Annotated in this window: 7 protein-coding genes; 4 read left to right on the top strand and 3 right to left on the bottom strand. The window is 57.3% G+C overall.

What is annotated here, in order from left to right:
* Positions 1–195 precede the first annotated feature (195 nt).
* From xylA to BMW31_RS01875, 3 genes are read right to left on the bottom strand one after another with little or no spacing between them, the layout of a single operon-like run.
* Positions 196–1515 carry a xylose isomerase gene (xylA, locus tag BMW31_RS01885; RefSeq protein ID WP_091820411.1) on the bottom strand — a complete coding sequence of 440 codons (1320 nt, stop codon included), beginning with the start codon at positions 1513–1515 and terminating at the stop codon, positions 196–198.
* A 58-nt stretch (positions 1516–1573) separates the two neighbouring features.
* A complete protein-coding gene (locus BMW31_RS01880) occupies positions 1574–3073 on the bottom strand; it encodes a xylulokinase (RefSeq protein ID WP_091820408.1) in 1500 nt (499 codons plus the stop codon).
* A 26-nt stretch (positions 3074–3099) separates the two neighbouring features.
* Positions 3100–5607 (bottom strand): glycoside hydrolase family 31 protein, encoded by a 2508-nt coding sequence (locus BMW31_RS01875; protein WP_091820713.1) that lies wholly within the window; start codon positions 5605–5607, stop codon positions 3100–3102.
* A gap of 396 nt (positions 5608–6003) precedes the next feature.
* On the opposite strand from BMW31_RS01875, the gene BMW31_RS01870 reads away from it, so the two are divergent.
* From BMW31_RS01870 to BMW31_RS01855, 4 genes are all read left to right on the top strand, one after another.
* The gene (locus BMW31_RS01870) at positions 6004–8550 is read left to right on the top strand and encodes a zinc-dependent metalloprotease (protein WP_091820405.1); all 2547 of its coding nucleotides are present in this window, start codon (positions 6004–6006) and stop codon (positions 8548–8550) included.
* Between the two features lie 155 nt (positions 8551–8705).
* The gene (locus BMW31_RS01865; protein ID WP_091820403.1) at positions 8706–9935 is read left to right on the top strand and encodes a nucleoside recognition domain-containing protein; all 1230 of its coding nucleotides are present in this window, start codon (positions 8706–8708) and stop codon (positions 9933–9935) included.
* 115 nt (positions 9936–10050) lie between these two features.
* Complete coding sequence (locus BMW31_RS01860; protein ID WP_091820400.1) at positions 10051–11532, top strand: oligosaccharide flippase family protein; 1482 nt, start codon at positions 10051–10053, stop codon at positions 11530–11532.
* 18 nt (positions 11533–11550) lie between these two features.
* Positions 11551–13677, top strand: a complete 2127-nt coding sequence (locus BMW31_RS01855) for a S46 family peptidase (protein WP_091820397.1) — start codon at positions 11551–11553, stop codon at positions 13675–13677.
* The last annotated feature ends 116 nt before the right edge of the window (positions 13678–13793 follow it).

Here is a 13793-nt window from a genome sequence, read left to right as displayed (position 1 = left end):
AGCCTTTAAAGGATATATCGCAAAGAGACAAACCGGTATCCTCCCCTTGGAAAGGGGAGGCGGAGGAGGGGATGATAACGTGGCAGCGGGTGGTAACAGAAGAAGCAAAGAAAAAGGTGCATTCCCGCCTTCAGGATTGAAGGGTGTGGGAATGCACCTTATTATATAGTAGCGTGCGGAGCGCTGACGTGCCCGTTACTTGCTGTAAAGAGCCACGATGGTTTCGTACAGTTCTTGCTTGCCGGAGGTCTGTCGGGGCTCTCCGTGCTCCTTGGCGTAGGCCACCAGGTCTTCGAGAGAGAGCTTGCCGTCCTCAAACTCCTTGCCCTTGCCGGCGTCGAAGCTGGCGTAACGGTCCTTTACCATCTTGGGCAGCGGGCTCTGCTCCAGTATGGTTGCGGCGTTCTCCAGTGCGCGCGCCATGGCATCCATACCGCAGATGTGGGCTATGAAGATATCCTCGGGGTCGGTGGAGTTGCGGCGCAGCTTGGCGTCAAAGTTGCTTCCGCCGTTGCCGAGGCCGCCGTTGCGGATGATTTGCATCATGGCCTGGGTGAGTTCAAAGTTGTCTACAGGGAACTGGTCGGTGTCCCAGCCGTTCTGATAGTCGCCCCGGTTGGCGTCGATGGAGCCCAGCATGCCGTTGTCTACGGCCACGGCGAGCTCATGCTCGAAGGTGTGGCCGGCCAGCGTGGCGTGGTTCACCTCGATGTTTACCTTGAAGTCCTTGTCCAGGTTGTGTGCACGGAGGAAGCCGATAACCGTCTCCACGTCGACGTCATACTGGTGCTTGGTGGGCTCCATGGGCTTGGGCTCGATGAGGAAGGTGCCCTTGAAGCCTTTTGCCCGTGCGTAGTCGCGGGCTGCGGCGAGCATGTTGGCCAGGTGGTCTTTCTCCCTCTGCATCTCTGTATTTAGCAGGCTCTGGTAGCCCTCGCGGCCTCCCCAGAACACGTAGTTGGTTCCGCCCAGCTTTATTGTGGCGTCTATGGCGTTCTTTATCTGCACGGCAGCGCGGGCAACCACGTCGAAGTCGGGGTTTGTAGCGGCTCCGTTCATGTACCGGCGGTGGCCGAACACGTTGGCGGTGCCCCACAGCAGGTGCACGTCGGGCTGTGCCTGCATCTTCTGCAGGGCGTAGTCGGTAATGGCCTTCATGTTGGCTTCGTACTCGTTGATGTCGTCGGTGTCGTCACACAGGTCCACATCATGGAAGCAGAAGTAGTGAATGCCGAGCTTGCCCATGATTTCGAAGCCTGCGTCCATTTTGTCCTTGGCGCGCTGCAGGGGCGTTTCGGCCTCGTCCCAGGCATACTTTCGGGTCTGTCCTCCAAACTGGTCGCCGCTTGCCTGTCCCAGTGTGTGCCACCAGGCCATGGCAAATTTGAGCCAGTCTTTCATGGGTTTGCCCATTACCACCTTGTTTTCGTCGTAGTAATGGAAAGCCATCGGGTTCTTACTTTCTGGTCCCTCGAAGGGAATCTTGCCAATTTGTGGGAAATACTCTTTACTCATTTTATTGTTTGTTAGGTAATTATTTGGAATAGAAAATTGCATGTCGGTGAGCCTGAAGCTATGCCCGCGTCTCTCGTCTGAGCACCTCTTTCCACCTTCCATAGGCTTCGAGGCAGGCTGCGCGGTGCGCCTCGTCGGGCTCAATGACGGCCAGCTGCTTCAGTGATGCAAAGGCCTCGTCGTGGTTCTTGTACACTCCGCAGCCCATGCCGGCACCCTTCGCGGCGCCTACACTGCCGTCGGTCTCGTACAACTCGATGGCGGCGCCGCTGGTGGAGGCCAGCGTCTGGCGGAACACAGGGCTGAGGAACATGTTCGCCCGGCCTGCATGTATCTTGCTGATGTCCATGCCCATGCGGCCCATTACTTCCATTCCGTAGCAGAAACTGAAGACTATGCCCTCCTGAGCGGCTCGCATGAGATGGGCGCGGGTGTGCTTGTTGAAGTTCAGTCCGTGGATGGAACAGCCCGTTTCGCGGTTTTGGAGCACGCGTTCGGCACCGTTTCCGAAGGGAATAACCGTCAACCCGTCGGCTCCTATGGGCACTGTGGCGGCCAGTTCGTTCATCTCCTGATAGCCTGCCGGCTCCGTGGCAACGTTTCGGCGCACCCATGAGTTGAGTATGCCGGTGCCGTTGATGCAGAGCAACACGCCCAGGCGGGGCTGCTCGTGGGTGTAGTTTACGTGGGCAAAGGTGTTTACGCGGCTCTTTGGGTCGTAGTTCACCTCGCCCAGCACGCCGTAAACAACGCCGCTGGTGCCGGCCGTTCCGGCTATTTCTCCGGGGTTGAAGACGTTCAGACTGAGTGCGTTGTTGGGCTGGTCGCCGGCCCGGTAGCTCACCGGAGTGCCCTCGCGGAGCCCCGTCTCCTGTGCTGCCTGGCGCGTAACCTGGCCCTGCACGGCGAATGTAGGCACCACATGGGGCAGCAACTGGTGGCCGAAGCCGAAGTAATCGAGCAGGAACCAGGCCGGCTGTTGCTCCTTGAAGTCCCAGAACATGCCTTCGGAGAGGCCGCTCACGGTGGTGTTCACCTCGCCCGTAAGCATCATGGCAATGTAATCGCCGGGCAACATGACCTTGTCGATGCGCTCGTACACAGCCGGCTCATGCTCCTTTACCCAGGCCAGCTTGGCCGCAGTGAAGTTGCCGGGAGAGTTGAGCAGATGCGACAGACAGCGTTCGGAGCCCAGCTCGTCGAAAGCTCTGTTGCCGTAGGGCACGGCCCGCGAGTCGCACCAGATGATGCTGTCGCGCAGCACCCGGCGGTCTTTGTCAATGCAGACGAGGCCGTGCATCTGGTACGATATACCGATGGCGCGTATCTGGTCGGCCGTGGCGCCGGCGTCGGTCATTACCTTACGCAGGGCCAACTTGGCGTTTTCCCACCACATCTGCGGGTCCTGTTCGGCCCATCCGGCCCTTACCGCCTTGATGGGAGCTTCGGTCCGGGGGAAGAATGCGGCAGCAGCGCAGGTGCCGCTGTCGGCATCCACGAGCGATGCCTTGACAGAGCTGCTGCCCACATCGAACCCTAAAAGATATTGTTTTTCCATATTCATGCTGTCTGACTGGCGTCCGTTTACTTCAGGCGGAGGAACTTGGCCGCTGCCGCATCATCCACCTTGTTGGCCTTGAGGATTGCGGGCAGGTTGCTGTAGTTGGTCTTGAAGGCGCTCACCAGCTCGTTGAAGCGGGCGGGGAAATACTGCAGCGCCTCGCCGAGTGAGCCCATCGTGCCCAGTTCTTCATTGAGTACGATGCCTGCATTGTTGTATTTCAGGGCCACGATGCCGCTGCGCACGTGCTTCATCTGGGCCAGCAGGCCGTCAGCAACGTCGACCGCATCCTTGGGATAGGTAACGGTCACGGTCTTTTCTGCGGCACAGTCGGTCTGCGGCACGTCGATAATGAGCGCCAGGTTCTCGCCGTCGTACTCGTATTCGGCCTCCGTTCCGTTCACCGTTACACGCTCCGGAACGGCCGAGGCCACAACTTTGACCTTGAAGCTGCGCTGTGCCGGCATGTCCTTATAGCTGCCTTTGCGGGCCCCTATCTTCACGGTGAGGCTGTTGCCCGAATGCTCCGAGGAGAGCATTGTGGTGGCATAGTTGTTCTCATAGTCCTTATCGTTGCCGTTGTCCTCGTACATACAGAACTCGCCACGCTGCCCCGGGAACACGTTTACGGTGATGCAGTTGTCGTTGCGGCGCAGGTTCTTGACCTCGCCGTACTCAGGTATCACGGCTCCTGCCTTGATGTAGACCGGCATCTCGTCAAGTTGGAAGGAGCGGGTAACGGTTTGTCCGCCCTTGAGCAGCGTGCCCGTAGAGGCTTCGAACCAGTCGTTGCCGGCCGGTAACCATACCTTCTTCTCCGATACTCCGTCCTTTCCGGGCGCCGTAATGGGGTAAACCAGCATCTGGTCGCCAAACATGTACTCGTCCTTGTTGGCGTACGCCTCCTCGTTTTCAGGGTAATCGTAGTACATGGGGCGGCAGAGAGAGAGCCCCTCGTCGTGGGTCTTGCGAGCCATGGTGTACACGTAAGGCGCCATGCGGTAGCGTTGCAGCACGATGTTGCGCAGCATTTCGAAGTGTTCATTATCGAAAACCCAAGGCTCCTTCTTGAGAACGGCCTGCTTGGTAGAGTGCGTACGCAGGATGGGACTGAACGCTCCGAACTGCATCCAGCGCACGTACAGCTCGGGATCGATGCCCGGCGCGCCCTGGTGTCCGCCTATGTCGTGGCTCCAGAAGCCATAAAGAACGTTGGAAGCGGTGGCGTTGAAGTAGGGCTGAAAGTCGAGTGACTTCCACGTAATGTACGAGTCGCCGGAGAAACCTATCTGATAACGGTGGTTGCCCAGCCCGCCCCAGCGGTGGTAGAGCATAGGTCGCGTGTCGCGGTTGCGCTCTATGTCGGTGAATACCGTATAGTTGAGCCACCACGTATTGCTGAGTTTGGGGAACTGCTTGTCGTTACCCCACTGCTGCCAGTCGAGCCACCAGAAGTCTACCCCCATCTTTTCCATGGGGCGCAGTTGGGTGTTGAACCAGCCCGTCATGAACTGTTTGCTCGATGCCTGCCAAGGAATGTCCTGCTTGGTGGCGGGGTCTATGCCCATCCACTTGGCCATTTCGGGGTAGTGCTCCTCATAATGCTTGATGCCGTCGGCCGGGTGCAGGTTGAATGTAATCTGCAAGTCGTTGCCTTTGAGCCAGCCAAGGAACTTGGCGGGGTCGGGGAACAGGCGGCGGTTAAAGGTGTAGCCGGTCCAGCCGCCCTTGCCTTCTTCGGTGTAATGCCAGTCCATGTCGATGACCAGAACGTCCAATGGAATCTGATACTGATGGAACTTGCGCACCAAATCGCGCAGCTCTGCATCCGAGTACGACCAGTAGCGGCTCCACCAGTAGCCGAAAGCGTAGCGCGGAGGCAGCGGCACCTTGCCCGAAAAAACGGTGAAGTCTTTGAGTGCCTGCTTATAGTCAAGCCCGTAGGCCATGAAGTACCAGTCCTGGGTGTTGCCCTCTTCGTGGCGTTTCGTTATCCAGGGCCAGTCGGAGTGGTCGTATATATAACCCTCGGAGTCGTCGATGAAGGTCCATCCGTTGCGCGAGAGCAGTCCGTCCTCGATAGGCATCTTGCGCTTCTCCCACGTCTGCCAGTCGCCGTCATAGCCGTCCAGGGTGCGGTAAGTGCCCAGCAGGTTCTTGTCATCCTTCTGTCCCGGCTTCCAGCTGAAAGGCTTCCGGGCGCCCTTGACCGAAGTAATGGTAAGGTTGGAGGCAGTGAACTTACCGCTTCCTTTGATGTACCTGACCACCATGCGGGCCGTTCTGATTTCCACCTGCTTGCCTCTGGTCTTAACCTTGTAATCTACTTTGGGGTAATCTCGGTTCACGGCAACGAACGAGTTGTCGTCCATGAACTTCCCGTCGGGTACATATTCCAGCCTCGCCGCTCCGTCCGTAATGAGCGATATGCGCACCTGCGCGTCCTGATAGGCTACGTTTTTCTGTGCGTTGGCCTGCAGGGCGAACACGGCACAGCATGACATGAAAAGTAATCTGAATAGAGTCTTCATTTTGTTTAAGATGTTGATAGTTGCCTCAAAATTAATCAAAAACTCCTGAACCCACAAGGTTTGCCGCCAATTATTTCGGAAAACGGGCCATAAATGCCGCCTGGCGGGGTGCCGGAAGCGGCGACCGGAGGTATTGTTCGATAGGTTCGTGAACTTTCGACACTTGTCGCACGATTGTGTGACACTTGTCGAATGATTGTGCGACAAGTGTCGAAAGTTCGCACATCATATCTCCGGCATCGCGGGCAACCTGCTCCGCGGAGGGCGGAAACGGCCTTTTTGCTCCGAATTGGTCAGGAACGCGGCCCCCGATTTACAACTTTTTGCTCCTGAGGGGGCTGAAATCGCAAAGTTATCACTAATTTTGCAGTCTCAATATCCATATCACAAGTAGCAATGAAGATGAAGCAAAAACTGGCTGTAGCACTCCTGGCGTTTGCCGTGAGCCTGAATGCAGCCTCCCGTTCTGTCAGCACCCGCCAGGACGACAAGACGCCCAGGGAAGCCAAACAGGACAAACACCCGCACCCGCAGCAAGACAAGAAGGACCGGAAGCCCGAGGACAAGAAGGATGAAAAGAAGAAGAACGAGTACGACGAGCTGCTCAAGAAGCGCGGAAGCGTACAGAAGGGGCTCTTCACCGTGCGCCACATTGACGACAAGTGGTACTTCGAGGTGCCCGACTCCATGCTGGGCCGCTACGTGCTGGCCGTTACGCGCCTCACTTCAGTGCCCCAGGGAGCGGGCAAGTTCTCCGGTGAGGAGGTGAACGAGAACACCCTCTACTTCGAAAAACGCGACACGGCAACCATGCTCCTGCGTGCTTACGCCGTGAGCCAGATAGCCCCCGAGGACTCGCGCATTGAGCAAACGCTGCGTGCATCGACAACTAACCCCATCGTGGCATCGTTCAAGATAATAGGCAAGAACCCCAATCCGCACATGAGCCTGATAGATGTAACGGGCTTCTTCGCCAAGGACAACGACGTGGTGAGCATTCCCAAGGACGGCGGCAAGCAGCTGGGCATAGGCGCCCTGCAGGCCGACCGCACCTTCATAGACTCCATGCGCGTGTTCCCCATCAACATCGAGATAGGCTCCACCCGCACCTATGCGGCCACGGCCGGCGGCAGCGTGGGCGGCAGGTCGTTGTACCGCACGCCGGCATCGGCTACGGGCAGCGTTACGTTAGGGCTCAACACGTCGATGGTTCTGCTGCCCAAGACGCCCATGCGCAAGCGCTTGTGGGACGAACGGGTGGGCTTCTTCACCACCCGCGTGACGTATTTTGACGACAATCAGCATAAAACCGACCGCGAACAGATAGTGGCCCGCTACCGCCTGGAGCCAAAAGATGCCAAGGCGTATGCCCGCGGCAAGCTCACCGAACCGGTCAGGCAGATAGTGTACTACATCGACCCCGCCACGCCCAAGAAGTGGGTGCCCTACCTCATCCAGGGCATCAACGACTGGAACGTGGCCTTCGAGGCAGCCGGATTCAAGAATGCCATCGTGGCCAAGGAGTGGCCCAACGACCCTGACATGAGCGTTGACGACGCCCGCTTCTGCGTGCTGCGCTACCTGCCTGCCGAGATTGAGAACGCCTACGGCCCCCGTATCATCGACCCCCGCAGCGGAGAAATCATCGAGAGTCACATCTGCTGGTACCACAACGTAATGAGTCTGCTCACCAAGTGGTACATGACGCAGTGCGGACCGCTGGACAAACGCGCCCGCACCATGCACTTCGACGACGAACTCATGGGGCAGCTCATCCGCTTCGTGAGCTCGCACGAGGTGGGCCACACGCTCGGGCTGCGCCACAACATGGGCGCAAGCTACGCCACGCCCGTGGAGAAACTGCGCGACAAGGCATGGGTCGAGGCCCACGGCCACACCGTAAGCATCATGGACTATGCCCGCTTCAACTACGTTGCACAGCCCGAGGACAACATCTCGCCCAGAGGTCTCTTCCCCCGTATAGGCGACTACGACAAGTGGGCCATTAAGTGGGGATACCAGTACAGGCCAGAGTTTAAGGACGAGATGGACGAGAAGAAGGGGCTCATGACCGAAACTACAAAGGTGCTGAAGCAGAACCCGCGCCTCTGGTTCGGTGGCGAGGGACGGGGCGAGGACCCGCGTTCGCAGACCGAGGACCTGGGCGACAACAGCATGAAAGCCAGCGACTACGGCATCCGCAACCTGAAACGCGTCATCGCGAACCTGCCCAAATGGACCCGTCAGGACAACTACCAGTACGAAGATCTCAATGAGATGTACAAGAGCGTACGCGACCAGTTCCGCCGCTATACGGGTCATGTAATGCGTAATGTGGGCGGACACTACCTCAACAACCTGCCCGGCAGCAAGCCCGTTGAGGTGGCTCCGGCGGCCAAGGAGAAAGAGGCCATAGACTGGATAGGGCGCAACGTGTTCGATGCTCCTATGTGGATGTACCCCGCGGAGCTTGTGGAGAAGACGGGACTCGACGTAGCCGACGACATCGCCTCGCGCCAGAACAACGCCCTCTCGCTGCTGCTGGCTGGCGGACTGATGGAGAAGGTGTACAACGACTCGTACACTCAGCCCGCTGCCCTGCAGCTGGACGACTATCTGAACACCGTCTTCGCCAACGTGTGGAAGCCGCTCGACGGCTCCAACTCGCTGCAGAACAGGCTGCACCGGGGCCTGGAACGCAACTATCTGGACAAGCTGAACCTCGTTCTCAACCCGTCAAGGGGCGGGGCAGAGAAGGCTTCCGGCTCCGCTGCCGGCAGCGTTAGTTCCGACACCGAGCTGTATCTGCTGCAGCATTTGGACAAGATAGAGGCCTACGCCAAGGAGCGGCAGGCTGCCAGCACGGGCATCGACAAGCTGCACTATGCCGACATCGTGCAGCAGGTTGAGCTCATCCGCGCCCGCAGAGTCAAGGTAAGATAAGCCGCAGAGGCACCTGCAGGCAATCCTGAATGCCGGACTTTGGCACGCAGCACCATGGCTGGCGGCTCCCGAAGTCCGGGATTTTTCGCTCCGAGGACAAACCTTTGGCCCCGGCACTTTGTGTTATCAACAAAATGTTTTAACTTTGCAACCGAATGGTTTTAAATTACATTTGGATAGCGTTTTTCGTCATCGCCTTTCTTTTTGGCGCCATACAGCTGGCCATGGGCGATGCCACCATCTTCCAGAAGATAGTAGATTCTACCTTCAGTTCATCGAAGACGGCCTTTGAAACATCGTTGGGACTCACCGGGGTGCTGGCACTCTGGCTCGGCATCATGAAGATAGGAGAGCGTGCGGGGGCTGTAAACGTGCTGGCGCGCATGCTCAGTCCGGTCTTTACCAGGCTCTTTCCCGACATTCCGCGCAACCATCCCGTCATGGGAAGCATCTTCATGAACATTGCCGCCAACATGCTGGGGCTCGACAATGCCGCCACGCCAACCGGCCTGAAGGCCATGGCGCAGATGCAGGAACTTAACCCCCGCAAGGACACGGCCACCAATCCCATGATTATGTTCCTGGTGCTCAACACCTCCGGACTTACCGTCATACCCACCACCATACTGGCTTTCCGCGCCTCGTATGGCGCCGCCCAGCCTACCGATGTGTTCATTCCCATCCTGCTGGCCACCACTGTGGCAACGCTGGCAGGCGTCATCGTAACCGCGTTGTGGCAGCGCATCAACCTCCTGCAGCCTGCCCTGCTCACGCTGCTCGTAGGGCTGGTGGCCTTTGTGGGCATCATTATCTGGGGCTTCGGGCAAATGGACAAGGAGACGATGGCCAAGGTTACGGCCGTAGCTTCTAACCTGATACTCTTCGGTATCATCGTTCTCTTCATCCTGGCCGGGTTCCGGAAGAAGATAAACGTGTACGACGCATTCATCGAAGGAGCCAAGGAAGGCTTCATGACGGCCGTGAGAATCATCCCTTACCTGGTGGCCATACTCGTTGCGGTGGGCGTGTTCCGTGCCTCGGGAGCCATGGATATGCTTATCGACGGCATCAAGTGGTGCACGGAAAGCTGCGGACTGAACTCCGACTTTGTGGGCGCTCTGCCCACTGCTTTTATGAAGCCGATGTCGGGAAGCGGTGCCCGCGGCATGATGCTGGAGGCCATGCAGAACTACGGAGCTGACTCCTTTGTGGGCCGGTTGAGCTGTATATTCCAGGGATCGACCGATACCACCTTTTATATATTGGCGGTTTACTTCGGCAGTGTGAACATTAAATTCACCCGACACGCTGTAGGATGCGGCCTGCTGGCCGACTTCGTGGGCAGTATTGCGGCCATTGTGATAGGATACATCTTCTTTACATAACGAATACAGGGCACAGGCAAGGGAACCGGATGCCGCCGGCAAGGCCGCTGCACGCAGCCACCGGAGAAACCGGAGGCCCCATCCCAGCCTCTTGCTATCATAACCTCACCAACTCATGGCAAATCTCAAGAGCTTAGCAAAGGATACGGCAATCTACGGACTGAGCAGCATCATGGCCCGGTTCATCAACTATCTGCTCGTTCCCATACAAACAGCAAAGTTCAATGCGGCCGGCGGACAGTACGGCATCATTACCAACGTGTATGCCTATGTGGCGCTGCTCATCATCCTGCTCACCTACGGCATGGAGACAACTTTCTTCCGTTTTATGAGCAAGGAGGGTGAAAAGCCGGAGCAGGTGTACGCCACCACGCTCAAGACAGTTGGCCTCACGTCGCTCATCTTTGCTGTAATCGTGATTGTGTTCAACCAACCCATCGCCTCGCTCGTGGGCTATGCCGACCATCCTGAATACATTCTGGTGATGTACATCACCGTAGCAATCGACGCCTTCACGGCTATTCCCTTCGCATACCTGCGTTATGCGCACCGTCCCATCAAGTTCGCAATGCTCAAGATATTCAACATTGCGCTCAACATTGCGCTCAATGTGCTCTATCTTATCGTGCTGCCGTACTTCCGCATCAATCTTTTCGGCATCTACGACGGCAGCTTCACGCTCGACGTAGTGTGGGTTTTCTACATCAATGCCTTCTGTTCGGTGGCCACGCTGCTCATGCTCTGGAAGGAACTGCGCGGCCTGCGCTTTGCCTTCGACTGGCCTACGTGCAAGCGGATGCTCACCTACACCTGGCCGCTATTGGTGATGGGACTGGCCGGACAGCTCAACCAGTGCGCCTCGCAAATCATCTTCCCCTTCGTGTACGACGGCACCGCAGCCGAAGCCCGCGCACAGTTGGGCATCTACGGTGCCTGCATCAAGATAGCCATGATAATGGTTATGATTACCCAAGCCTTCCGTTATGCCTACGAGCCGTTCGTGTTCGGCAAGTCGAAAGACAAGGACAACAAGGCCACCTACGCCCAGGCCATGAAGTTCTACGTCATCTTCACGCTGCTGGCTTTTCTCTGCGTGATGGGCTACATGGACGTGTTGCGCTTCATCGTGGGCCGCAGTTACTGGGAAGGACTTGAGATTGTGCCCATCGTGATGGCTGCAGAAATCATGTTCGGCATCTTCTTCAACCTCAGCTTCTGGTACAAGCTCACCGACCACACCATCTGGGGAGCCTACTTTTCTGCCGTAGGCGCCGTGGCCCTTATTGCCATCGACATCGTCCTCATACCCTATTTCAGCTACTGGGCGTGCGCCTGGGCCGGCTTCGTAAGCTACGCCCTGAGCATGGTGTTGAGCTATTTCTTCGGCCAGAAGTACTATCCCATCAACTATCCCGTCAAGGAGATAGCCCTCTATGTGCTCACGGCGGGCGTGCTATTCGGCGCCATCAGCCTCTCCAATGCCATGCTTTCCACGTGGCCGGCCCTTGCAGTCAACACGCTGCTCATAGCCCTTTTTGTGGCCGTTATCGTGAAGCGTGACCTGCCCATGGTGCTTCACCGCCATTCACAGAAATAAAAATATCAACTTATCAATATGAAAAAAACATTGCAGAAGGTACTTCTACCTATTTATCTCCTTGCGTTCCTGGCCTTTCCGGCACATGCCGACGAGGGCATGTGGACACTCTACAACCTGCCCAAGGCCGTTTACGAGACCATGCAGCAGGAGGGTTTCCAGCTGCCCTACGGTGCACTGTACGAGGGGCAGGACGCCATCAAGAACGCCGTAGTGAACTTCTCGGGCTACTGCTCGGGCGTAGTCGTTTCGCCCGACGGGCTCGTCTTCACCAACCACCACTGCGGATTCGAGTCCATACGCAGTCATTCCACCGTGCAGCACGACTACATGCTCAACGGCTTCTGCGCCAAGGACTACAGCGAGGAACTGCCCAACGAGGACATGTTCGTTAGCTTCATGGTCTCGCAACAGGACATCACGGACCGCGTACTGGGCACAGGCTTCTACCTGCAGGGCGCCGAACGGCAGGAAGCCATTATCGACTCGCTCCAGAATGAACTCACCCGCCAGGCCAAGACCAAGGACTCAACACTGCATGTTGACATCGACGCCTTCTACGAAGGCAACAAGTTCTACGCCACAACCTATCAAGACTTCACCGACCTGCGCCTCGTTTTCGCCGTTCCTAAGAGCATGGGAAAGTTCGGAGGGGAAACAGATAACTGGATGTGGCCACGACAAACGTGCGATTTCTCGGTCTTCCGCATCTATGCCAACCCACGAACAAACGGTCCGGCGCCTTACAGCAAGGACAACGTTCCTTACCATCCCAAGCACTGGGCACCTGTAAGCATGCAGGGATACAAGGCAGGCGACTTCGCCATGACCATCGGTTACCCCGGCTCCACCAGCCGTTACCTCTCCTCGTACGGCATCCGGGAGCGCCGCGATGCCACCAACGAGCCCCGCGCCCAGGTACGAGGCGTAAAGCAGGAGGTCATGCTCCGCCACATGCGGGCCGACGAGGCAGTGCGCATCAAGTACGACTCCAAGTTCGCCCAGAGCGCCAACTACTGGAAAAACTCTATCGGAATGAACAAATGTATCGATTCCATCGGGCTGGTGAACCAGAAAAGGGAGTACGAAGAACACATCAAGTCATGGCAGGACTCCACCGGTTATTTGAAGGGAGAGCTCGACTTCGACAAGATGAAAGACCTCTACGCCAAGCGCTCCGAGGCCATGAAGACGTTCACCTTCTTCCGCGAAACGTTCCTGGGAACCAGCGAATTCAACACGCGCGCGTTCCGATTGAACTACATGGAGCTGCAAGGACCGGCCGAGAAGCCCAAGAAGCAGTACGTTGAATTTAAGGACAACTCGGCCGAGTGGGATGCAAGTCTCGACAAGGAGGTGATGGCCACCCTCTTCAGGAACTACCGCCAGCACGTGAGCGCCAAGTATCTGCCCAAGTTCTACCGGACCATCGACACCAAGTTCGGCGGCAACTACGCCGCTTATGTCGACTATCTGTGGAGCAAATCGGCCCTGATGAAGAGCGGCCGCAAGCTCTACGTGAACCGCAAATCGTTCCAAAAGGACCCCGGAACCATGTATGGGCTCGACCTGCTGGAAGTAATGGACGCCTTAAGAACAGAACTCTTGGAGCATGCCGACGAGATTGACAGGCAGGAAAGGCTGCTCTGCGACGCCAAGATACACATGGAGCAGGACCTGCCTCACTACAGCGACGCCAACTTCACCATGCGACTGAGCTACGGACAGGTGGGCGGTTTCGACCTCGGCGGCCGTCCATCGGGCTACTACACCACGGCAGAAAGCATGGTGGAGAAGATGAAAAAGGCCGATGAAAACGTGGAATATTTCGCCGAACCCATCATGCACCAGCTGCTCTCGGCCTCCGACTTCGGCCCTTATCAGGACAAGACGACGGGCAAGATGCAGCTCTGCTTCCTTACGAACAACGACATCACGGGCGGCAACAGCGGCTCGCCGATGTTCGACGGCAAGGGTCGGCTCATCGGCCTGGCCTTCGACGGCAACTGGGACAGCCTCTCGAGCGACATCAACTTCGACCATCGCCTGGCCCGCTGCATCGGAGTAGACATCCGCTACGTGCTCTACATGATGGACAAGTGGGGCCATGCCGACCGCCTGCTCAAGGAAATAGGCGCCCAATAACGGCTCTCCGCAGCCGCACCTTACCTATAAGGGGAAAGCATCTGCACATGCTTTCCCCTTTTTATATTTGTTTTTCTCTCCTTTGAAAAGCAAACTCTGGCGCCTGTTCGTTGGTT

The sequence above is a fragment of the Prevotella sp. kh1p2 genome (assembly GCF_900111525.1).
Classification (GTDB): Bacteria; Bacteroidota; Bacteroidia; order Bacteroidales; family Bacteroidaceae; genus Prevotella.
The sequence above is the reverse complement of the archived record's forward strand: the minus strand, read 5'-3'. Positions and strand labels throughout refer to the sequence as shown.

Excerpts from the sequence above, each read along its gene's own strand:
- xylA (WP_091820411.1), bottom strand. The coding sequence starts at position 1,515 with ATGAGTAAAGAGTATTTCCCACAAATTGGCAAGATTCCCTTCGAGGGA.
- BMW31_RS01880 (WP_091820408.1), bottom strand. The coding sequence starts at position 3,073 with ATGGAAAAACAATATCTTTTAGGGTTCGATGTGGGCAGCAGCTCTGTC.
- BMW31_RS01875 (WP_091820713.1), bottom strand. The coding sequence starts at position 5,607 with ATGAAGACTCTATTCAGATTACTTTTCATGTCATGCTGTGCCGTGTTC.
- BMW31_RS01870 (WP_091820405.1), top strand. The coding sequence starts at position 6,004 with ATGAAGATGAAGCAAAAACTGGCTGTAGCACTCCTGGCGTTTGCCGTG.
- BMW31_RS01865 (WP_091820403.1), top strand. The coding sequence starts at position 8,706 with ATGGTTTTAAATTACATTTGGATAGCGTTTTTCGTCATCGCCTTTCTT.
- BMW31_RS01860 (WP_091820400.1), top strand. The coding sequence starts at position 10,051 with ATGGCAAATCTCAAGAGCTTAGCAAAGGATACGGCAATCTACGGACTG.
- BMW31_RS01855 (WP_091820397.1), top strand. The coding sequence starts at position 11,551 with ATGAAAAAAACATTGCAGAAGGTACTTCTACCTATTTATCTCCTTGCG.